Consider the following 20,938-nt stretch of genomic DNA (forward strand, 5'->3'; position numbering starts at 1 on the left):
CATGCGCTACGATGACAGGGCCCCTGCTTTGGATGGTGCCCGTGAAAGCCCGCCCCACTGCCCCACTGAATGCGCTGCGCACGTTCGAAGCGGCTGCCCGCCACCTCAGCTTCAATCAGGCGGCGCGCGAACTGTTCGTCACCCCGGCTGCGGTCAGCCATCAGGTCAAACACCTCGAGGCCTATCTGGGCGTAAGCCTGTTCCAGCGCAATCACCGCGCCGTGGCGCTCACATCAGACGGCGCGGCGCTGGCAACAACGGTCGGCGATCTACTTGGGCAGCTGGACCTGGCGTTGGAGCGCGCCAGGACGCGCGCACCACACGAGCTGCGGGTGACAACCATGGAGTCGTTCGCCGCGAAATGGCTGGCCCCAAGGCTGCACCGCTTTCACCATGCGCACCCCAATGTCCGGGTGCGCATCGACACCGGCAATGAACACGCCGACTTTCTGCGCGGAGGATTCGATGTCGGCATCCGCTACGGTGCAGGCAACTACACCGGCGTGCGTGCTGAGCTGCTGTTGAAGGCGCCGGTATTCCCTGTGTGCTCGCCCGCGCTGCTGGCCGGCACTGCTGGCCGGCTGCAGCGGTCTGATGATCTGCGCCACTGCACGTTGTTGCACGATGAAAGTGCCACGGACCGCCCCGGCGTGCCGGCGTGGTCACACTGGCTGGAGGCCGCCGGCGCCATCAACGTCAATGCCAGCGCCGGGCCGGTCTTCCCCAGCATCTATCTTGCGCAGGAAGCGGCGGTGGCCGGCCATGGCGTGGCGCTCGGCGTGGCGCCGCTGGTGGAAGACGATCTCCGCCAAGGCAGGCTGGTGAAACCCTTCAGCCTGGAGCTGGAGAACCGTTACGCATTCTGGTTGATCCGTCGCGAGAGGGCTCAGGACCGCCCCGATGTGCAGGCGTTCTGCCAATGGCTGGGTGAGGAGTGCAGTGATCGGCCATGACAGGCCCATGCGTGTCATGACGGTTCATCGGCAACAGGTGAGCGGGTCGTGTGCGCATCGCCTGCACGCATCCGGTAGTGCTCCACCCACTCCATGGTTGGTGCGATACCGCCGAAGGGAAACAGATGCGGGCTGACCTGCCCATGGGCTTCGGTCAAGCCCTCTGCCAGGCGGTCCACGAACACATCCGGCCCGGCCCTTCCCAGCAGGCGGCCGATGGAGATGCCGTAGCGGGACAGCATCGAGGTGCTTGCAGCGACGCCGCACATGGCCGCATAGCGTACAAGCCGCGCGATGCTGGCCGGCCCGGGAACGCCCACCAGCACCGGATGGGTGATGCCACGGGCGCGCAGTTCATTCAACCAGGCCAGAACGATATCGGCGTCGAATGCGAACTGGGTGATGACCAGCGGTGCCATGCCTCGCTCTTCGATACGCTGGCACTTTTTTTCAAGCACGCGCCACCTCTCGGCGCTGGTCATCGCCGGATGGCCTTGCGGATGCCCGCCCACCCCCACGACCTTGATGCCGGCGCGCTCGAGAATRCCGCTCTCGATGATCGATGTGCTGTCGGCGAACGGCCCGGCAGGCGTGGCAAGATCGCCTGCGATCACGAAACAGCGCTCAATGCCGGCGTCGATGACGGCACGCTCGATGAAGTGCTCCAGCGCCGCCCGCGAGCCGATGCGGCGTGCGGAAAGGTGCGGCATCGGCTCGAATCCCAGTTCGCGCACCCTGCGTGCCGCAGCCAGTCGCGCAGCATCGTCCTCGCTCGGCAGGTAGGGAATGGAGATCGTCGTCCCCCGTGCAATGCGGGCGGCTTCGGCGCGCAACGCAGGCATGGCCTTGGCACTGACTTCCAATGAAAAGGCGTTGACGAAGGTCTGCGCCAGTGGCTCCATGCGGCCAACGCCTGCTGACATCAGCCGGCTCCACGCAGGTTGCCGGCGCTTGTGGAGCTGTTCCGTGCCAGTTCGACAAACGCCTGCAGGTAATCGATACCGGTATCGGCCTCACGCGCGCCCAGGTAGATCTGCTTGGGAATGCCTTTCGCACCCAGACGCACCGGTACCACGTCCATGCGGGCTGCATATTCCTCCACCAGCCAACGCGGCATGGCGGCCACGCCGCGACCGCTGGCCACCATCTGCATCATGATGTCGGTGGTTTCGATGGCCTTGTGGCGCCGGGGCGTGACCCCGGCAGGCAGCAGGAACTGGTTGTAGATATCCAGCCGCTCGAACGGCACCGGATAGCTGATGAGTACTTCCTGGCTGAGCTGGCGGGGCTTGACGTGCTCGACCGACGCCAGCGCGTGGCCCTTGGCCACCACCAGCACCTGCTCGTAATCGAAGACGGGGACGAACTTCAGGCCCGGCTTCAACAGCGGGTCGGGCGTGACCAGCAGGTCGATTTCATAGCCGAACAGGGCGCCGATGCCGCCGAACTGGAACTTCTGCTTGACGTCCACATCGACGTCGGGCCAGCTGGCCAGATAGGGCGAGACGATCTTCAGCAGCCACTGGTAGCAGGGGTGGCATTCCATGCCGATGCGCAGCGCGCCACGCTCGCCCTGCGCGAACTGGCCCAGCCGTTCCTCGGCCAGGTCCAGCTGCGGCAGCACCCGGTTGGCCACCGCCAGCAGGTACTGGCCCGCCTGGGTCAAGCGCAGGCTGCGGCCTTCGCGCAACCAGACGTTGGTGCCCAACTGCTGCTCCAGCTTCTTCATGCTGTGGCTCAGGGCTGATTGGGTCAGGTTCAGCACACCGGCGGCGGCCGTGAGCGACCCCTGCTGCTCGACCTGCTGCACGATGCTGAGATGGATCCGCTCCAACATGACGATGAATCTCACTCATGGATTGGTGAAGTAATACCATTTTACGTCATGGGATGGGCTGGCTAGCATCGGCTCACGCCTTCGGATCCCTGCCAGCGCGGCTACCCAGCCGGCACGCAGGACTGCGCCCCTGCAGGTCAACCCGAAGCAGCCCCTTCCCCTGCTGAAGCGAAGAGATGACCCGCCCCCTCCGTATCGTCGCCGTTTCCGGCGGGCTGCAGCGCCCCTCAAGGGCCGCGACCCTGGCCKAGCACCTGCTGGACCTGATCGGCGAAGGCGTCCCCTGCGATCAGCACCTGATTGAACTGGGTGAACTGGCGCCACAACTGGCCGGTGCGCTCCGGCGCTCGCAGTTGCCCGAAACCGTGGAGCGGCAGTTGGCCGCTGTCGAGCGGGCCGATGTGCTGGTGGTGGTTACGCCGGTCTACCGCGGTTCGTACACCGGCCTGTTCAAGCACTTCTTCGATTTCATCGACCAGGACGCGCTGGTCGATACCCCGATCCTGCTGGCCGCCACTGGCGGCAGCGAACGCCACGCGCTGGTGATCGACCACCAGCTGCGACCGCTTTTCAGCTTCTTCCAGGCGCGAACCCTGCCCTTGGGTGTCTACGCAACCGACAAGGATTTCGCAGACGGCTGCGTGCAGAACGAGGCCCTGATGCAGCGGGCGCGGCTGGCGGTGCAGCGAGCGATGCCCCTGCTTGCCCTCTCCCATCGTGCAGCACCTGCCGTTACCGAGGCCGCTGCAGTCCTCTGAATGCCGAATGCCAGCGACCTGCATTCGGATGTCACCCCCGCAACCCGGAACGCCGCCCATGACGACCGAGAACTTCACCTTCAGCATCACCCGTATTCCTTTCAACGAGGACTACCAGCCCGCTGACGGCACGCGAATCACCACCAACTTCGCCAACCTGGCCCGCGGCGAATCCCGCCAGGAAAACCTGCGCAACACGCTCGGCATGATCAACAACCGCTTCAACGATCTGGCGCACTGGGACAACCCCAGCGCGGATCGCTACGCGGTCGAGCTGGACATCATCTCGGTGGAGATGCACATCGATGGCAGCGACGGCAGCGATACGTTCCCGTTGATCGAGGTGCTGCGGCCGACCATCGTCGACACGCGTACCGGCGTGCGTACGGAAGGCATCGTCGGCAACAATTTCTCCTCCTACGTCCGCGACTACGATTTCAGCGTCGTGCTGCCCGCCAGCAACGAAGGCAAGGCCACCTTCGGCATTCCCGAAGACTTCGGCGATCTTCATGGCAAGCTGTTCAAGCACTTCCTGGCGTCCGACGCCTACCGTGCGCACTTCAGCAAGCCGCCGGTGATCTGCATCAGCGTGTCCAGCAGCAAGACCTACCATCGCACCGAGAACCACCATCCCATCCTGGGCGTCGAGTATCGGCAAGGCGAGTTCTCCCCCACCGACCAGTACTTTGACAAGATGGGGCTGCAGGTGCGCTACTTCATGCCGCCAGGCAGCGTCGCGCCACTGGCGTTCTACTTCCAGGGTGACCTGCTGGGCGACTACTCGAACCTGGAACTGATCGGCACCATCAGCACGATGGAGGCCTTCCAGAAGATCTACCGCCCCGAGATCTACAACGCCAATTCCGTAGCGGGCAAGGTCTACCAGCCCAGCCTGAAGCACCAGGACTATTCGTCCACCCGCATCGTCTACGACCGCGAAGAGCGCAGCCAGCTGGCCGTCAAGCAAGGCCGGTTCACCGAAGAACACTTCATCAAGCCGTACCGCGCCGTGCTTGAGCAGTGGGCCGCCCGCTGATCAGTCGATTCCCCCTTTCCCACCTGGACACAAGAAACAGCCCGATGAAGAAACTACTGCCCACCTCGACCGCCGGCAGCCTGCCCAAGCCGTCCTGGCTTGCACAGCCGGAAAAGCTCTGGTCGCCCTGGAAGCTGCAGGATGAAGAGCTGCTGGAGGGCAAGCAGGATGCCCTGCGCCTGTCCCTGCAGGAGCAGCAGCATGCCGGCATCGACATCGTCAGTGATGGTGAGCAGACACGGCAGCATTTCGTCACCACGTTCATCGAGAACCTCAGTGGTGTCGATTTCGAGAAGCGCGAAACCGTCCGCATCCGCGACCGCTACGACGCCAGCGTGCCCACCGTGGTGGGTGCGGTGAGTCGTCCGAAGTCGGTGTTCGTGGAGGACGCGAAGTTCCTGCGCAGGCACACCACGCAGCCGATCAAGTGGGCGCTGCCGGGCCCGATGACCATGATCGACACGCTCTACGATGCGCACTACAAGAGCCGCGAAAAGCTGGCATGGGAGTTCGCCGGGATCCTCAACCAGGAAGCCAGGGAACTGGAGGCGGCCGGCGTCGACATCATCCAGTTCGACGAGCCTGCCTTCAACGTGTTCTTCGACGAAGTGAACGATTGGGGTGTCGCTGCACTGGAGCGCGCGGTCGAAGGGCTCAAGTGCGAAACCGCGGTCCATATCTGCTACGGCTACGGCATCAAGGCCAACACCGACTGGAAGCAGACGCTGGGTTCGGAATGGCGCCAGTATGAAGAATCGTTCCCGAAGCTGCAGACGTCCAGCATCGACATCATCTCGCTGGAATGCCACAACTCGCACGTGCCGATTGACCTGATCGAGCTGGTGCGCGGCAAGAAGGTGATGGTCGGTGCCATCGATGTGGCTTCCAGCACGGTCGAGACGCCGGAAGAAGTGGCCAACACGCTGCGCAAGGCCCTGCAGTTCGTGGATGCTGACAAGCTCTACCCCAGCACCAACTGCGGCATGGCGCCGCTGTCGCGTGACGTAGCACGAGGCAAGCTGCGCGCGCTCAGCGCAGGTGCACAGATCATCCGCGACGAGCTTCTGGCCCGCGGCTGAGCACGAGTGCGCATGCGGGCGCACACGCTTGGATGGATGAGGCAAAGGCCGCGCGCCAGTGCGGGAGCCCACCGCTCCCACACTGGCGCCGCCTCCCCTGCTCCTGTGCCCCCACACTCAGCGCTGCCAATCCTTCAGGAACAGCCAGGTAATCAACGTGGCATCCGGCCCCTTGGGGTCGGTGAACGGCAAACCGGACTGGCTGCCGCTCCAGGCATGCCCCATTCCCTGCACCACGTAATGCTGCACCAGCGTCCTGCCGCCATAGGTGTAAGAGTCAACCGTGTAGGCACGCCCACCCGGCACCTGGCCGTGGAAGGTGCTGGTCGGCACGTACTTCACCGAGTCGTTGTCCACGCCATCGTCAGCCAGGTCGTTGGTCTGCAGGAACTGGCGCACGGCCTGCTGCCCGTTGATCGGGTTCACCGTGGCGTCGGCGGTGCCATGGAAGACCAGCACCGGGATCGGCCGCGGCGACGGCGAGCCCGAGCACTGCCAGGCCAGGCGCCCGTTGCTGTCCGGTGAGTAGATGCTGCCGGCCAACAGCGCATAGGCGCTGCCGGAGATCGTGGTCGCGCCCTTGTACATGCCGCCGGAATGGATCGCGCCCGCCGCAAACACATCCGAATAGCAGGCCAGCATGATCGAAGTCATCGCCCCGCCGGCGGAAATGCCGGTGACGTACACCCGGTGCGGATCGATGCTGTAGCCCGCTTTCACCTTGTCCACGATGCCGGCCAGGATGGAGGCTTCGCCACTGTCGCGCGCCTGGTTGATCGGCAGCTGCCAGTTCCAGCAGCGTGCGGGGTTGGAGGTTACGTTCTGCCGCGGGTAGACCACGATGAAGCCTTCGGTGTCGGCGACCTCGTTGAAGCCGGAGGCCTCGCCCATCAGGTTCGGCCCGGTCACGCAGCCGTGCAGTACCAGCAGCAGGGGCAGTGGCCGCGTTTCATCGTAGCCGGCCGGCACCCACACCTGGTACTCGCGGGCGCCGAACAGATTGCCGTACAGGCCAACATCCCAATGTCCGGATGGGTCTGCCGCGGAGGCGGTCCCCGTGGTGGCCAGCCATGTGCACAGCAGCAGCATCAGCGCCTTGATTGAATCGATTCCAGATTTCATGACCAGATCCTCATGCGTGAGTCGTGGATGAAGTGGTACCGGAAATCCTCGTGGACCGACCTTCCAGAGGGTGCTGCGACGCCGCTGTCAAACCCAGCCGGTGGCGTAGTAGATGCCGATCACCACGAACACCGCGAGGGTCTTGATGATGGTCACTGCGAAAATGTCCTTGTAGGCCTGGCGATGGGTCAGCCCGGTGACCATCAGCAGGGTGATGACCGCACCGTTGTGCGGCAGGCTGTCCATGCCGCCCGATGCCATCGCGGCAACGCGATGCAGCACCTCCATCGGTATGCCGGCAGCCTGCGCGTTGACGATGAAGGTCTCCGACATCGCCGCCAGGGCGATGCTCATGCCGCCCGATGCAGAGCCGGTGACGCCGGCAAGACCGGTTACGGTGACCGCTTCATGCAGCAGGGGGTCCTTGATCGCCCCCAGCGCGTTGGCCACCACCATGAAGCCGGGCAACGCGGCGATGACCGCGCCGAAGCCATATTCCGAGGCGGTGTTCATGGCGGCCAGCACTGCACCACCGATCGCCGCCTTGGTGCCCTCGGCAAACTGCGTGACTACCGGGCGCCAGGCCAGCGCCAGCACCGACAGGATGCCAACCAGCAGCGCCCCCAGCACGGCCCAGATTGCGGTGATCTTCGCCACGCCCTGCACCACCGGCGCCGAGCTGCCCATGATAGACGGCACGAAGCTGTGCTCCGCGCCGTACCAGTGCGGTATGCCCAGGGTGAACAGCTTGTTGGACACAAACACCAGCACCAGCGGCAGCACGGCAATACCCGCGTGCGCCAGATGGGTGCCTGCGAACGGTGCCGGCTCGTTCACCAGGGTGGCCGGGTCTCCGTAGCCCTCGCTACTGCGTACCGCCGCGCGACGGCGCCACTCCAGGTAGGCCATGCCCACCGCAAGCACGAACACACTGCCCAGCGTACCCAGCACCGGAGCCGCCCAGGTATCGGTGCCGAAGAACGTGGTCGGGATGATGTTCTGGATCTGCGGCGTGCCCGGCAATGCGTCCATGGTGAAGCTGAAGCCGCCCACCCCCAGCGTGGCCGGAATCAGGCGCTTGGGGATGTTGCTCTGGCGGAACATCTCGGCCGCGAACGGATAGACCGCGAACACCACCACGAACAATGACACGCCGCCATAGGTGAGCAGGCCCGACACCAGCACGATCGACAGCATCGCCCGCTGCGGTCCGAACAAGCGGATCGCCGCACCTACGATCGAGCGGGAGAAGCCGGACAGTTCGATCAGCTTGCCGAACACCGCGCCCAGCAGGAACACCGGAAAATAGAGCTTGAGGAAGCCGACCATCTTGTCCATGAACAAGCCGGTGAACATCGGTGCCACCAGCGAGGGATCAGTGAGCAGCACTGCGCCAAGCGCGGCGATGGGCGCGAACAGGATCACGCTGTAACCGCGGTAGGCCACCAGGATGAGGAAGGCCAGCGCTGCAAGTACGATCAGTAACGACATACGGCGCTTCCGGATGGGGACGCGCCCAGTATCCGGATCTGGTGACCGCTGCCGACTGGACCTAGGTCCACTCGCCGGTGCGCAACCGCGCCGCTAGCCTAGCGTCCATGGGTGGCAATGGGCCATTCGCCGCGTACATGCCTTGGGGGAGGACCGAATGAAACGGAATTGCTTGAGCCTGATGATCGGCACGCTGTTGGCCACCGGGCCGGTCCTGGCGCAGGACACACCGCAGGGCACGCCGGCAGCCGCCCGCACCGCTTCGGCCACCAACCTGGACAGCATCACGGTGACCGCACGCAAGCGCGAGGAAACCCTGCAGGAGGTTCCGGTTGCCGTCACCGCCTTTACGTCCGAAGCCCTGGACAAGATGAACATCCAGGACATCAGCGACCTTGATGGACAGGTCCCCAACCTCACCATCTACGCGGCGCGCGGCGCCAGCAGCACGGTCACCGCCTACATCCGCGGCGTCGGCCAGTCCGACCCCACCTGGGGCGCTGACCCGGGCGTGGGCATCTACCTGGACGACGTCTACATCGCCCGTCCGCAGGGTGCGCTGCTGGACGTGTTCGACGTCTCGCGCATCGAGGTGCTGCGCGGTCCGCAGGGCACGCTGTACGGCAAGAACACCATCGGCGGGGCCATCAAGTACATCTCGCGCGGCCTGCCCACCCAGACCGAAGGCTTCGCCCAGATCACCGTGGGCAACTACAGCCAATTGGACGCCAAGGCGGCGATCGGCGGCCCGATCGGCGGGGCCGACAGCGGCCTGCGCGCGCGCGTGGCGGTCGCCAGCATGAATCGTGACGGCTTCGGCGAGAACACCTTCACCAACCAGCCGGTCAGTGACAAGCAGATCAATGCTGCACGCTTCAACCTGGGTGCGTATGCGGGCGACGACTTCGACGTGCAGTTCGCCCTGGACTGGATCGATGACCAGTCCGGCATGCGTGGCTCGAAGATGCTGGCACCCAACCCGTTCGTGCGCGCCTACCCGCCGATGGATGACCGCTACGACATCCGCTCGGGCATGCGCAACCTCAACAGTGTGGAGACCAAGGGCGCCTCGGCCACGGTGAACTGGCGGCCCAGCGAAGACGTTGCGCTGAAGTACGTGGTGGCCAAGCGCGAGTCGGACAGCGACGCGAACATCGACTTCGACAGTACGCCGGTCAAGCTGGCCGATGTGGGTGGCACTTATCATGATGACCAGGTCAGCAACGAGGTGCAGCTGAACTACGATGCCGGCGGCCGCGTGCGCGGCGTGGTGGGCCTGTACCAGTTCAGTGGCGAGGCCGGCGGACAGATCCGCAACAACTTCTTCAACCTGCAGTTCGGCGACACCCGCGGCAAGGTGCTGACCGACAGCATCGCGCTGTACGCCGACTGGACGTTCGACCTGACCAGCAAGCTGAAGCTGGACGTCGGCGCCCGCTACACCGACGAGGACAAGCGCGCGATCGTGCTCAACCGCTTCTACTCGGATGCGACGTTCACCCGTCCGATCGCGGTCGCCGCCGATTTCGACAAGAAGACCAATTTCAAGAACGTCTCGCCCAAGGTGTCGCTGGATTACCAGATCACCCCGGACATCATGGTCTACGGCCTGGCAACGCGTGGCTTCAAGTCGGGCGGCTACAACATCCGCGCCAATGCCGTTGCGGTGCCACGCTCGGCCGAGCCGTTCGATGACGAGACGGTCGACAGCTTCGAGATCGGCAGCAAGATGGCCTTCCTCGATCAGCGCCTGTTCCTGAACCTGTCGGCGTTCCATAACAAGTACAAGGACATCCAGCTGTCGGTGTTCACCGGCATCGATACCAATGGCGACGGCGTCGACGATGCCTTCTTCGGCGATTTCACCAATGCCGGCGCCGGCACCATCAACGGCCTGGAAATCGAGTACCAGTACCTGCCCAGCCAGCACTGGCTGATCTCCGGCAACCTGGCCTGGCTGGATGCCAAGTATGACGAGTACATGGATCGTGGCGTCAACGTGGCCAAGCAGATGAAGTTCACCAACGCACCGGACTTCTCGGGCGCGTTGAACGTGGAGTACCGCACCGACCTGGCCAATGGCAGCAACCTGTCCGCACGGGTGAGCTACAGCTATCAGAGCGAAGTATGGCCGACCACCGATCTGAGCCCGGTGATCCGCCAGGACGGCTACGGGCTGGTCAATGCCGGCGTGATCTGGAAGCTTGACGACGCCTGGACCTTCTCGCTGCAGGGCACCAACCTGGCCGACAAGGAATACCGCACCACCGGTTACAACATTCCGGCGGTCGGCACGCTGATTGGCTTCTATGGGCCGCCGCGCCAATATAGCCTCAGCGTCCGTTACGATTTCTAGGAAGCTTCTGCATGACACCGTCTTACGATGATCTGTACTGGAAAAGTGACGATGGCCTGCGCCTGCATGCGCGTGACCATGCTCCTGCAGGCGCACAGCCGGCGCGCGGCACCGTGGTCTGCATCCCCGGCCTGACCCGCAATGGCGCCGACTTCGATGCGCTGGCCGCATCGCTGACTGCTGCGGGTTGGCGGGTGATCGCGGTTGACCTGCGAGGACGCGCAGGTTCGGAACGCGCATCGGACCCGTCCAGCTACAACCCGCGCACCTATGCCGACGACATGGTGGCGCTGCTGCGGTCGCAGAACATCGACAAGGCGGTATTCGTCGGCACCTCGCTGGGGGTGCTGGTCACCATCACCCTGGCCTCGCGTGCGCCCGGGCTGATCGCCGCGGCAGTTCTGAACGATGCCGGCCCCAAGGTACCGCGCGAAGCCCTGGCGCGGATCGGCAAGTACGCCGGCAAGCCCGTACCACCGATGGACCTGGCACAGGCCACGACGTATGTGGAATCCATCGGCAAGGCCGCGTTCCCGCGCTTTACCACCGACGACTGGCGCGCGATGGCGGTGCGCACCTTCCGCCAGCGCAGCGATGGCCTGCTGGAACTGGACTACGACCCGGCGGTGATCCGCACCACGCGTCCGTGGGTGCTGTGGCTGCTGCGCCCGGTGCTATGGCGCGCGGTGCGTGGCCTGACTGCACGCGTGCCGGTGCTGGTCGTTCGCGGGGCTTTGTCGGACATCCTGCCTGCCGATGTCGCGCGGCAGATGGCAGCCACCTCGCCCAACGCCCGCCTCGTTGAAGTGCCGGAGGTGGGCCATGCCCCGATGTTGTCCGAGCCCGAGGCGCGTGATGCGATCCTGGCATTGCTGGAGCGCGTGCGATGACTGCCGACGTTTCAACGGATGAGTTGCCTGCTGCCCTGCAGGCACTGCGGCAATGGGCAGCAAGCGAGCGGCTGGGCGGCAGCACGCGCATCGCGCAGTTGCGCATCGATGCCTTCGCCGACGCCACCGGTGACCACAACTGGATCCACACCGACCCCGCCCGCGCACAGACCGGCTTGCCGGGCGGGCAGACCATCGCGCACGGCTTCCTTCTGCTCTCGCTCACCGTCGAAGACGACGTGGCGGCCCTGGCCGGTTTTCCCGGCATCGCCCACGTACTCAACTACGGTTTGAACAAGGTCCGCTTCCTGGCGCCGGTGCCCAGCGGTTCCGAGGTGCGGGTGCGCTCGCAGCTGGTGTCACTGGAAGCGCGCAGACCCGGGCAATGGCTGCTGACCCAGCACAAGACAGTGGAAGTCATCCCCGCCGGTGAGGTGGCCGTGGTCGCCGAACAGCTGTCGCTGATCGTGCTCGCCGACTAGCGCCAACCGGCTGCCCGCCGGCCGCGGTTCTCTCTACACTGGAGCGATGTTGACGCCCTCCATCGTCCTGTTCGCCTGCATCGCGTGGACCGTGCTGCTGTTCGGCGTCGCCCTGTGGGGAGAGCGCCAGGGGCATCGGCTGTCGAAGATCTGGCCGGCCATCTACGCGCTGTCGCTGGGCGTGCACTGCACGGCATGGACGTACTACGGCGCCGCCTCGCAGGGCGTGCAGTGGGGCTTCCCGATCCCGCCGACACTGATCGGCATGGCGCTCATTTTTGCCCTCGGCCTGCCGTTCCTGGTGCGGCTGGGGCGGCTGGCCAAGCAGCACAACAGTGCCACCATCGCCGATCTGGTGGTCGCACGGCTGCGTGCCGACCAAGGGCTGGGCATCACCATCACCCTGGTCGCGCTGTTTGGCATCATTCCCTACATCGCGCTGCAGCTGAAAGCGGTCAGCCAGGGCCTTGCCGCCCTGCTCGGCGATCAGTTCGCGCCCGTTGGCTGGCAGCTGGACATGTCGTTCTGGTTCGCTCTGACGATGGCGGCGTTCACCACGTTGTTCGGCGCACGCAAAGCGTCGGCGACCGAACACAACCGCGGTATCGTAGTCGCGCTGGGCGTGGAATCGCTGTTGAAGCTGACCGCGCTGCTGGCCATCGGCCTGTATGCCGCGCTGTCGGTGCACAAGGCTGGCGCGCCGCTGCTTGAAAAGATGGCGCACCTTCCGCCGCCGGCAGTGGTGCCGGATTACCTGACCATGGTCGCGCTCGGTGCGATGGCCGCGTTCACCCTGCCCCACCAGTTCCACGTGGGCGTGGTCGAACTGCGGCAGTCGTCGGATCTGAAGACAGCGCGCTGGCTGTTCCCGGTGTACCTGCTGTTGATCGGCCTGCCATCGGTGCCGATGGCACTGGCCGGTGCCGCGCAGTTGCCATCTTCGGTGTCGCCCGACCTGTATGTGCTGGCCCTTCCGCAGGAACGCGGCCACCACCTGCTGGCGCTGCTGGCCTACCTGGGCAGCCTGAGCGCGGCCACCGGCATGATGATCCTGTCCGGGCTGACTCTGTCGATCATGCTCGGCAACCACGGCGTGGGCTCGCGGCTGTTCGCCGGCGTCGATGGCGGCGTCACCACCGCCGATCTGCGACCGCGCGTGCTGGCCTTCCGTCGCGCCGGCATCCTCGCCGTGTTCCTGATGTCGTGGCTGTACAGCCGCGCGATGAGCGGTACCGAAGCGCTCAGCGATTTCGGCCTGATGTCGTTCACCGCGCTCTCGCAGCTGGCCCCGGCAGTGCTGCTGGCGGTGTACCGGCCGCGCACGCCCTCCCTGGCCATCATCGCCGGCATCGTGCTGGGCTCACTGGTCTGGCTGTGGCTGGTGCTGCTGCCGATGGTGATCCCCGCCCCGCCGCCGTCGGCCAGCCCAGACGGGCTGCACTGGCTGGCGATGTTCTCGCTGCGCATGCAGCCGGGCCATATCGCCATCAGCATGGGCGCAAGCCTGGCGGTCAACCTGGTGACCGTGGTGCTGGTGTCGCGAGCGGTGCGCCCATCGATGCCTCGGCAGCGCGACGCGGTGGCCGCAGCATCGTTGCGCAAGACGGCCGGTCGCTTCCTCGGCCAGGAACGCGCACGCCAGCTGATGGACGGGCATGCCGGGCAGATGCTGGATGACGAGCGGGTCACCGCCATCGAGCGGGAGCTGACCGCCGTGGTCGGTGCGGGCATGGCACGCCTGCTGGTGGAGGCCGCCCGCGATGGTGGCGCTGCACCGCTGGACGCCGTTACCCGCGCGGTCGGCGAAGCCACCCAGGTGCTGCGCTTCAACCAGCGCCTGCTGGAAGCCGCGCTGGAAAACATGAGCCAGGGCATCAGCGTGGTCGATGCGCAGTTGCAGCTGGTGGCCTGGAACAGCCGTTATGCCGCGCTGTTCAAGTTCCCGCCGGAGCTGCTGCAGGTCGGACAGCCGGTGTCGAACCTGACGGCGTGGGCGTTGGGACAGTTGAAGATCGGCGACACCCCCGGCGACTCGCGCGACAAGGCGTTGCAACGGCGGGTGGTACACATGCGGCGCGGCACTCCGCATCTGTCCGAGCGGATCTTCCCGGACAACACCATCGTTGAAATCCGCGGCAACCCGATGCCCGGTGGCGGCTACGTGGCCACCTTCACCGATGTCACCGCTTTCCGGCGGGCAGAGGACGCGCTCAAGCGCAGCAACGAAACCCTGGAGCGCCGGGTGCAGGACCGTACTGCCCGGCTGGAGCAGGCCGTGCATGAAGCCGAACGGGCCAACGTGGCCAAGACACGCTTCCTGACCGCTGTCGGCCACGACCTGATCCAGCCCCTGCATGCGGCGCAGCTGCTGACCGATGCCATGTCGCAGCACATCGAATCGGAGTTCCTGGACAGCTTCCTGCGCCAGATTCGTGGTGCGCTGGACTCCACCGACGATCTGCTGTCGGGTCTGCTCGATATTTCGCGGCTGGAAGCCGGTGGACTGGTGGCCGATCCGCGCCCGTTTGCGCTGTCGACCGTGCTGGACCCGCTTGCGCAGGAGTTCGCCGTGCTGGCCGCGGCGCGCGGCCTGCAGTTCCGCCATGTACGGACCCGCGCGTGGGTGCACAGCGACCCGTTGCTGCTGCGTCGGGTGCTGCAGAACTTCCTGGCCAATGCCATCCGCTACACTCGCCATGGCGGCGTGCTGCTGGGCGTGCGTCGGCATGGCCAGACGCTATCGATCGGCGTGCATGACAGCGGACCCGGCATCGCCCCGGAGCAACAAGCGGTGGTGTTCGAGGAATTCCATCGTGGCGATCGCAGCAACGGCCAGGGCCTCGGCCTTGGCCTGACCATCGCGAGCCGCATCGCCGACCTGCTGCATGCGCCGCTGCAATTGCACAGCGTGCTCGATCGCGGCTCGACCTTCTCCATCACCGTGGCGCGGGCAGTGCCGCCTGCGGCCCCGCGCACTGAACCTGCCGCTGGCAACAGCAGCATCAAGGGCATCCGCGTGCTGGTGGTCGACAACGATCCGGACGCGCTGGAGGCGATGCGACAGATGTTGCTTGCCTGGGGCTGCGATGTCATCGCGGCGCGCGACGTCAATGCGCTGGGCGCTTCCGCACCGGAGGCGGCACTGTGGCTGTTCGACTACCACCTTGATGATGGCGATACGGGCGTCGCACTGTGGAAGCGCCTTGTCGCCGTCCACGGAACGCGGCCGACGGTGATTCTCAGCGCCGACACCGGCAACGACACCCGCGAGGCGGTGCGCAGCGTGGGCCTGTCGCTGCTGAACAAGCCGTTCAAGCCGCTGGCCCTGCGCTGGGCGATCAACCATCTGCTGGCAACGGCCGCTACGGCAAAGGCCTGACCAAGAGTCAGGCGTCGTGCGTCTCTTCGATCTGCCGCGAGGGATCGGTCAACCCCATCTCGTGCAGCACACGGATGGCCTGCGCACGATTACGCACGCCCAGCCGGCCCATGATGCGGGTCATGTGCGCCTTGACCGTGCGCAACTGCACGCCCAGCCGGTCAGCGATCTGCTTGTTGAGCAGCCCTTCGGCCACCAGGCTCAGCACCTTGTACTGATGCGCGGACAGGCTGGACAAGCGCGCGGCAAGATCGGCGTCCTTGTTGAAGGGGGCCACCCGCGCCACTGGCTCGCGCAGCAGCGCCGGAATCCAGCGCTCACCTTCCAGCACGGACTGCAGCGCGGACTGCAGATCGGTCAGCCCTGAACTCTTGGGCAGATAGCCGGCCGCGCCCAGATCGATGGCGCGGCGGATCACGTGCGGCTCTTCATTGGCCGAGACGATGATGATCGCCAGCCCCGGTTGCAGTGCACGTATGGTCGCCAGCCCGGCAAGACCGTGGTTGCCCGGCATATGCAGGTCCAGCAGCATCAGGTCGATCTGCTGGCTCTCGATCGCTTCAAGCACGCTGTGCAGCGAATCGGCCTCGCTGATCTGCAGGTCCGCCACCGCCTCCTCGGCCGCGCGATGCAGCGCCGCGCGGAACAAGGGGTGGTCGTCGGCGATGAGCAGGGTCGGCATGTCCAGCCGAGGTTAGCAAATCGTCCGCGCTTGGGCACGGGTACCAAGGTACGCTGGCGTGTGCCGCCCGGATTGCTAGGGTGGAGCAATGAACATCCATCGCCCCGTTACGCTGCTGTGCGCCACGCTGCCGCTTCTTGTGGGCAGCATTTCCGCCGCCCAGGCTGCCGCGCCCCGCCCTATCACTGCTGTTCCGGTGTTCGAGCAGTGGCGGCAAACCGTGCATCGCGGCAACGATGAACTGCTGACGGCGGGACTGGATATCGACGCCCTGCGCTCGGCAGCCGCGCCAGCCTTCAGCAACCCGGGCCAGCCCACGGCCGAAGAGGCACGGCGCCGTGCGATCTGGAGCAGCTGGCGTGGTATCGCCGACCTGACCCCCGGCGGTGGCTTTGGCGATGTCTACGGCAGCCTGCAGGCGGTACCCGGCCGCGAGTTCTCGGCCTATGCGCGCATTCCTGGCGCACGCCAGCCCCATCGCGTTCTGGTGCAGGTGCCTGACAACTTCGATGCCTCGCGGCGCTGCCTGCTCGTCGCTGCGTCTTCCGGCTCGCGTGGCATCTATGGCGCGATTGCGGTTGCCGGCGGCTGGGGCCTGGCCCATGGCTGCGCCGTCGCCTATACCGACAAGGGCGCAGGCAGTGACTACTACGATCTGGACGCCAAGACGGGCTTCCAGGACGATGGCACGCCCGCTAGCCAAGGTGCGCTGGCCTTTGTCCCTGCGGGTACGGCAGCCACCCAGGGAATCGCCTTCAAACATGCCCATTCGGGTGACAACCCGGAAGCAGACTGGGGCGGGCATCTGCTGCAGGCGCTGCAGTTCGGCCTGCAGGCCCTGGACCGCGCCTACCCGGAATCGACGCCATTCACGGCAGCCAACACGCGCATCCTGGGTGTGGGCGTATCCAATGGCGGTGGCGCCGTGCTGCGTGCGGCGGAGATCGAAGGCGACTGGTTCGATGCGATGGTGGCCGGAGAACCCAATGTCTCGGTGGCAGGCGCACCGCCGCTGTACGATTTCGTCACCCAGGCCGCGTTGCTGATGCCCTGCGCGCTGCTGGCAGACGATGATCTGCCGCAACCGCCGATGCGAGCGCAGGCTGTGCCGGCGTGGACCCAGCGATGCGCCACGCTGAAGTCCGCCGGGTTGGTGCAAGGTGATGACACCGCGGCACAGGCTCGGTCGGCACGGCAGCTGCTGCTCGACGCTGGCTTGAGTGCCGATGCACTTCGCGCCGGCGCGTTCTCGACCGGGTTCGATCTGTGGCGCGCCATCGCGGTCACCTATTCGTCAGCCTATGGCCGCTACGGTGCTGGCGAGCATCCCTGTGCGTACAGTTTCTCGGCCGCCGGGGCAGATGGCAGGCCCGGCGCGGCCGCAGCCGAAATGCGTGCAACCTGGTGGAGCGAGGGCAGTGGCATTCCGCCAGGCAGTGGCGTGGTGCTGGTGGATGGCAATGCCGCCGGCGCGGAAGCTGATCCCCTGCGCGGTCTGAACTGCCTGCGTGCACTCGGCAATGGCGATAGCGCCGATGCACGGCGTGTGCGCGCCGGCATCGCCGCGGCCACCGCCGAGGCTCCGCATCGCAGCCTGCCGATCGTGGTGATCCATGGCATCGACGACGGGCTGGTGCCGATCAGCATGACCAGCGATCGGTACGTGCCATTTGCGCGCAAGGCGGGGGCGCAGATCGCCTATTGGCGGGTGAACCACGCACAGCACTTCGACTCGCTGCTGGGCTTCCCGGATTACCGCAAGCGCTACGTGCCGCTGCTGCCCTACATGTTCGCGGCGCTGGACCAGGTGTGGGGTCACCTTGAGGATCCAACGCAGGCACTGCCGAAGGATGCGCTCATCCAGCCAGCGCCACGCGCGGAAGCGCCCTTGCTGCGCGAGCAGCTGTCCATTCCCGCAATCCAGGCCATCCCCAGCCGCTGACACGCCGCCCACCAGGAAGTCCCCACATGTCATTCGCCACCGCTACAGACGCGCCCACCGCCGAGGCTCATGCCTATCCCCTGCTGATCAAGCAGTTGCTGCTGACGCCGCTGGCCGTGCGTCGGCAGCAGGAGATCGTCTATGGCGACAAGGTGCGCTTCGACTACCGCACCCTGCAGGCACGCATTGGCCAGTTGGCCGGGCTGTTGACCTCACTGGGGGTAAAGCACGGCGATACCGTGGCAGTGATGGACTGGGACAGCAACCGCTACCTGGAGAGTTACTTCGCCGTGCCGATGATCGGAGCGGTGCTGATGATGGTGAACATCCGCCTGGCGCCTGAGCAGATTGCCTATACGCTCAATCACAGCGGCGCGCGGGTACTCCTGGCCAACCGCGAGTTCCTTCCGTTGCTGGACGCCATCGACGAACAGCTGCCTGACCTGCGCACGCGCGTGCTGCTGGACGAAGAGGATGGCCCACTGCCAGCGGGTTTCGTGACCGAGTACGAAGCCGGGCTGCGCGAGGCCACGCCCATCACCCACTTCCCGGACTTCGACGAGAACACCCGCGCCACGACGTTCTATACCACCGGCACCACGGGCCTGCCCAAAGGGGTGTACTTCAGCCATCGGCAGCTGGTACTGCATTCGCTTGCGGCGATGGCCGCGCTCGGCAGTGCGTCCAGTCAAGGGCGCCTCCACCGTGACGATGTCTACATGCCGATCACCCCGATGTTCCATGTCCACGCCTGGGGCATGCCGTACGTGGCCACGCTGCTGGGCATCAAGCAGGTCTACCCCGGTCGCTACCTGCCGGGCACGTTGCTGGCGTTGATCGCCCGCGAGAAGGTGACGTTCTCGCACTGCGTGCCGACCATCCTGCATATGCTGCTGGGCCATCCCACTGCTGCCGATACCGACCTGCGCAACTGGAAGGTGATCATCGGCGGCGCGGCACTACCGCGGGCCCTGGCGCAGCAGGCACTGGCCCGTGGCATCGACATCTTCGGCGGCTACGGCATGTCCGAGACCTGCCCTCTGCTCACCCTCGCGCAGATCGATGCCGACGCCGTGGACGGCCCGGACGAGGAGCTTTCCCTGCGCACCAAGGCCGGCATTCCGGTGCCGCTGGTTGACCTGCGCATCGTCGACGAACACATGAATGATGTTGCCAACGATGGCATCGCCACCGGGGAAGTGGTGGTGCGCACGCCCTGGCTCACCCAGGGCTATCTGCACAATCCGGACGCTTCGACGGCTTTATGGGCCGGCGGTTACCTGCACACCGGGGACATCGGCAGCATCGATGGCAGCGGCTACCTGCGCGTGACCGACCGCATCAAGGATGTGATCAAGACCGGTGGCGAGTGGATCTCCTCGCTCGCCCTGGAGGACATCATCGCCCTGCATCCGGCGGTCAACGAGGTTGCGGTGATCGGCATCAGCGATACGAAATGGGGCGAGCGACCGCTGCCGTTGGTGGTCCGGCAGCACGGCAGCGATGTGACCGAGGCGGAGATCATCGAGCTGGTCGCAGCACGCAGCCGCTCCGGCGATATCTCCCGCTACGCGATCCCCGACCGCGTCAGCTTCGTCGATTCGCTGGAACGCACCAGCGTGGGCAAGATCAACAAGAAGAAGCTGCGCAGCCTGCATGATTCGGGTGGTGCCACCGACGCCCGCTGAGACCAGCACCTGCAGGGCGAAGACGGTTCTGCTGCAACCCGCACGATGCGGGTTGCAGCATCGCAGAGCCCGTGCACCTTTCGCCCATCTGCATCAGGGCGTGTACCCGGTGCCTTCGAACGCGTGTTCGTAGGTGGACAGTGCTGCAGCAGGTTCTACCAGTCCGATCCTGCTATCCAGGGTGAGTGCGGGCCCTGAACTGCGAAGGTCGACGATGGCGACCGAGCCGACACAGTCAGTGATCAACTGGCAGGCGTCGGCAGCTTCGTCCACGCTCAAGGAGTCGCCGCTGCCCCCGTCTTCCGTCAGCCACGCCATCAAAAGCGTGCGAAGCTCGCTTTGGGGTGGTTCCAGACGTTGCCTGCTACGCCCAAGCGTTTCCCCGGACGCCGTATTCCGCTGCGCCACCGGCGCTGTCGTGGGTCTCTTGCTGTCAACCAGACGCTCCAATCTGGCATGGGCCACGGGCGCATAGGTCACAGGCTTGCCGGTCTGCTCTGGCCACAGCACATAATTCACGCTCGCCGCCGCCGGCCTGTTGAACTGGTGCCTCAGCCTGAGGGCAAGGATGACCAGTTTGGTAAGTTGCCAGCATTTGCCGGGCTGTCGCTGTTCAATCTCCGAAAGCTGGTCAGCCGTAAGCACGGAATCTGTTTTCTGTAACCACCCAAGATAGCGTTCAAGCTCGGCGTCGGCTTCCTCCACACGCTTTGCCTTGCGTTCCTTCTCCAGCTGATCCCTACTGGCTTTGCTGACCGACGCTGGAGCCCCATTGCCATCGGGACTCTCACCCAGATCCCATGCGGGTGCCCGCTTCAGGTCAACGGCAGACCCATCGCAGCGTTTGGCCTGGAAGACCGCCAACCGGTAGCGCTCGTCCTGCCCAGGTGCGGCGATCAGCAGCGCGAAGTCACTGCCAAAGGTGTTTTCTGCCGGGCGGCTGTAATGGAGCCAGCGCAGGCCCATGCGATTGCCGCCAACGTCGCCTTCTGGCCAGATGCAGCTTGCATGGCGGATGCTCGACCCCAAGTGCCCCAGGAACAGGCTGGTAAGCGCTTCCTCATCGAGCTTCCTTCCAATGGAAAGCGCGTTGAAATCATCGAATGCTGCGCAGACTGCAAGCAATGGCAGGCCCACACCATCGGTCGCGGGCAGGCCTTCAAAGCTCTTCCGGAGCGTATCCAGTACCAGGTCGTTAGTGATTGGCGAGCTCATCTGCGCAGTCCTTTTGATCTTGCCCCAC

The 20,938-nt window shown here is 65.4% G+C and carries 16 protein-coding genes; 10 read left to right on the forward strand and 6 right to left on the reverse strand.

The annotated features are described in order from the left end of the window. Positions 1–41: 41 nt before the first annotated feature. Complete coding sequence (gene gcvA / locus AB4Y98_RS01345; protein ID WP_202968387.1) at positions 42–953, forward strand: transcriptional regulator GcvA; 912 nt, start codon at positions 42–44, stop codon at positions 951–953. A gap of 14 nt (positions 954–967) precedes the next feature. Here gcvA and AB4Y98_RS01350 read toward each other — a convergent pair whose 3' ends face one another. Together AB4Y98_RS01350 and AB4Y98_RS01355 are read right to left on the reverse strand one after the other, a co-directional pair. After that, entirely contained in the window at positions 968–1,876 is a 909-nt protein-coding gene (locus AB4Y98_RS01350) for a methylenetetrahydrofolate reductase (protein WP_312785753.1), read from the reverse strand. Beyond that, entirely contained in the window at positions 1,876–2,790 is a 915-nt protein-coding gene (locus AB4Y98_RS01355) for a LysR family transcriptional regulator (protein ID WP_025874528.1), read from the reverse strand. Before AB4Y98_RS01355 ends, AB4Y98_RS01350 begins: the two co-directional genes overlap by 1 nt. 176 nt (positions 2,791–2,966) lie before the next feature. Between AB4Y98_RS01355 and msuE the strand changes: the two genes are divergently transcribed. From msuE to AB4Y98_RS01370, 3 genes are read left to right on the forward strand one after another with little or no spacing between them, the layout of a single operon-like run. Beyond that, complete coding sequence (msuE, locus tag AB4Y98_RS01360; protein WP_442243590.1) at positions 2,967–3,548, forward strand: FMN reductase; 582 nt, start codon at positions 2,967–2,969, stop codon at positions 3,546–3,548. A gap of 58 nt (positions 3,549–3,606) precedes the next feature. After that, on the forward strand, positions 3,607–4,584 hold the full coding sequence (locus AB4Y98_RS01365; protein ID WP_080148744.1) for a DUF1852 domain-containing protein: 978 nt from the start codon (positions 3,607–3,609) through the stop codon (positions 4,582–4,584). Positions 4,585–4,628: 44 nt separating this feature from the next. Next, on the forward strand, positions 4,629–5,663 hold the full coding sequence (locus tag AB4Y98_RS01370) for a methionine synthase (RefSeq protein ID WP_033831132.1): 1,035 nt from the start codon (positions 4,629–4,631) through the stop codon (positions 5,661–5,663). A 117-nt stretch (positions 5,664–5,780) separates the two neighbouring features. Here AB4Y98_RS01370 and AB4Y98_RS01375 read toward each other — a convergent pair whose 3' ends face one another. Both AB4Y98_RS01375 and AB4Y98_RS01380 read right to left on the reverse strand, forming a co-directional pair. Beyond that, a complete protein-coding gene (locus AB4Y98_RS01375; RefSeq protein WP_442243591.1) occupies positions 5,781–6,785 on the reverse strand; it encodes an extracellular catalytic domain type 1 short-chain-length polyhydroxyalkanoate depolymerase in 1,005 nt (334 codons plus the stop codon). A gap of 87 nt (positions 6,786–6,872) precedes the next feature. Continuing rightward, positions 6,873–8,276, reverse strand: coding sequence for a GntP family permease (locus AB4Y98_RS01380; protein ID WP_442243592.1), 1,404 nt, complete (start codon positions 8,274–8,276; stop codon positions 6,873–6,875). Positions 8,277–8,433: 157 nt separating this feature from the next. On the opposite strand from AB4Y98_RS01380, the gene AB4Y98_RS01385 reads away from it, so the two are divergent. Genes AB4Y98_RS01385 through AB4Y98_RS01400 form a run of 4 tightly spaced genes read left to right on the forward strand, consistent with a single transcriptional unit; the run spans position 8,434 to position 15,383 of the window. Next, positions 8,434–10,632 carry a TonB-dependent receptor gene (locus AB4Y98_RS01385; RefSeq protein WP_442243593.1) on the forward strand — a complete coding sequence of 733 codons (2,199 nt, stop codon included), beginning with the start codon at positions 8,434–8,436 and terminating at the stop codon, positions 10,630–10,632. An 11-nt stretch (positions 10,633–10,643) separates the two neighbouring features. Then, positions 10,644–11,522: an alpha/beta fold hydrolase gene (locus tag AB4Y98_RS01390; protein WP_442243594.1), complete on the forward strand. Its 879-nt coding sequence runs from the start codon at positions 10,644–10,646 to the stop codon at positions 11,520–11,522. Further along, a complete protein-coding gene (locus tag AB4Y98_RS01395; protein ID WP_442243595.1) occupies positions 11,519–12,004 on the forward strand; it encodes a MaoC family dehydratase in 486 nt (161 codons plus the stop codon). Before AB4Y98_RS01390 ends, AB4Y98_RS01395 begins: the two co-directional genes overlap by 4 nt. 46 nt (positions 12,005–12,050) lie before the next feature. Next, entirely contained in the window at positions 12,051–15,383 is a 3,333-nt protein-coding gene (locus tag AB4Y98_RS01400) for a hybrid sensor histidine kinase/response regulator (RefSeq protein ID WP_442243596.1), read from the forward strand. Between the two features lie 7 nt (positions 15,384–15,390). Here AB4Y98_RS01400 and AB4Y98_RS01405 read toward each other — a convergent pair whose 3' ends face one another. After that, positions 15,391–16,065 carry a response regulator transcription factor gene (locus AB4Y98_RS01405; RefSeq protein ID WP_442243597.1) on the reverse strand — a complete coding sequence of 225 codons (675 nt, stop codon included), beginning with the start codon at positions 16,063–16,065 and terminating at the stop codon, positions 15,391–15,393. A gap of 88 nt (positions 16,066–16,153) precedes the next feature. Between AB4Y98_RS01405 and AB4Y98_RS01410 the strand changes: the two genes are divergently transcribed. Continuing rightward, on the forward strand, positions 16,154–18,007 hold the full coding sequence (locus AB4Y98_RS01410; protein ID WP_442243598.1) for a 3-hydroxybutyrate oligomer hydrolase family protein: 1,854 nt from the start codon (positions 16,154–16,156) through the stop codon (positions 18,005–18,007). 26 nt (positions 18,008–18,033) lie between these two features. Beyond that, positions 18,034–19,695: a fatty acid--CoA ligase gene (locus AB4Y98_RS01415; protein WP_442243599.1), complete on the forward strand. Its 1,662-nt coding sequence runs from the start codon at positions 18,034–18,036 to the stop codon at positions 19,693–19,695. Positions 19,696–19,788: 93 nt separating this feature from the next. On the opposite strand, the gene AB4Y98_RS01420 is transcribed toward AB4Y98_RS01415, so the two are convergent. After that, complete coding sequence (locus AB4Y98_RS01420) at positions 19,789–20,910, reverse strand: hypothetical protein (protein WP_442243600.1); 1,122 nt, start codon at positions 20,908–20,910, stop codon at positions 19,789–19,791. Between the last annotated feature and the right edge of the window lie 28 nt (positions 20,911–20,938).

Origin of the sequence: Stenotrophomonas sp. 2YAF26 (assembly GCF_052114625.1) — a bacterium.
Classification (GTDB): Bacteria; Pseudomonadota; Gammaproteobacteria; order Xanthomonadales; family Xanthomonadaceae; genus Stenotrophomonas; species Stenotrophomonas indicatrix.

Coding starts and splice junctions, on each gene's coding strand:
- AB4Y98_RS01355 (WP_025874528.1), bottom strand. CDS start 2,790: ATGTTGGAGCGGATCCATCTCAGCATCGTGCAGCAGGTCGAGCAGCAG.
- AB4Y98_RS01365 (WP_080148744.1), top strand. CDS start 3,607: ATGACGACCGAGAACTTCACCTTCAGCATCACCCGTATTCCTTTCAAC.
- AB4Y98_RS01370 (WP_033831132.1), top strand. CDS start 4,629: ATGAAGAAACTACTGCCCACCTCGACCGCCGGCAGCCTGCCCAAGCCG.
- AB4Y98_RS01375 (WP_442243591.1), bottom strand. CDS start 6,785: ATGAAATCTGGAATCGATTCAATCAAGGCGCTGATGCTGCTGCTGTGC.
- AB4Y98_RS01380 (WP_442243592.1), bottom strand. CDS start 8,276: ATGTCGTTACTGATCGTACTTGCAGCGCTGGCCTTCCTCATCCTGGTG.
- AB4Y98_RS01385 (WP_442243593.1), top strand. CDS start 8,434: ATGAAACGGAATTGCTTGAGCCTGATGATCGGCACGCTGTTGGCCACC.
- AB4Y98_RS01390 (WP_442243594.1), top strand. CDS start 10,644: ATGACACCGTCTTACGATGATCTGTACTGGAAAAGTGACGATGGCCTG.
- AB4Y98_RS01395 (WP_442243595.1), top strand. CDS start 11,519: ATGACTGCCGACGTTTCAACGGATGAGTTGCCTGCTGCCCTGCAGGCA.
- AB4Y98_RS01400 (WP_442243596.1), top strand. CDS start 12,051: ATGTTGACGCCCTCCATCGTCCTGTTCGCCTGCATCGCGTGGACCGTG.
- AB4Y98_RS01405 (WP_442243597.1), bottom strand. CDS start 16,065: ATGCCGACCCTGCTCATCGCCGACGACCACCCCTTGTTCCGCGCGGCG.
- AB4Y98_RS01410 (WP_442243598.1), top strand. CDS start 16,154: ATGAACATCCATCGCCCCGTTACGCTGCTGTGCGCCACGCTGCCGCTT.
- AB4Y98_RS01415 (WP_442243599.1), top strand. CDS start 18,034: ATGTCATTCGCCACCGCTACAGACGCGCCCACCGCCGAGGCTCATGCC.
- AB4Y98_RS01420 (WP_442243600.1), bottom strand. CDS start 20,910: ATGAGCTCGCCAATCACTAACGACCTGGTACTGGATACGCTCCGGAAG.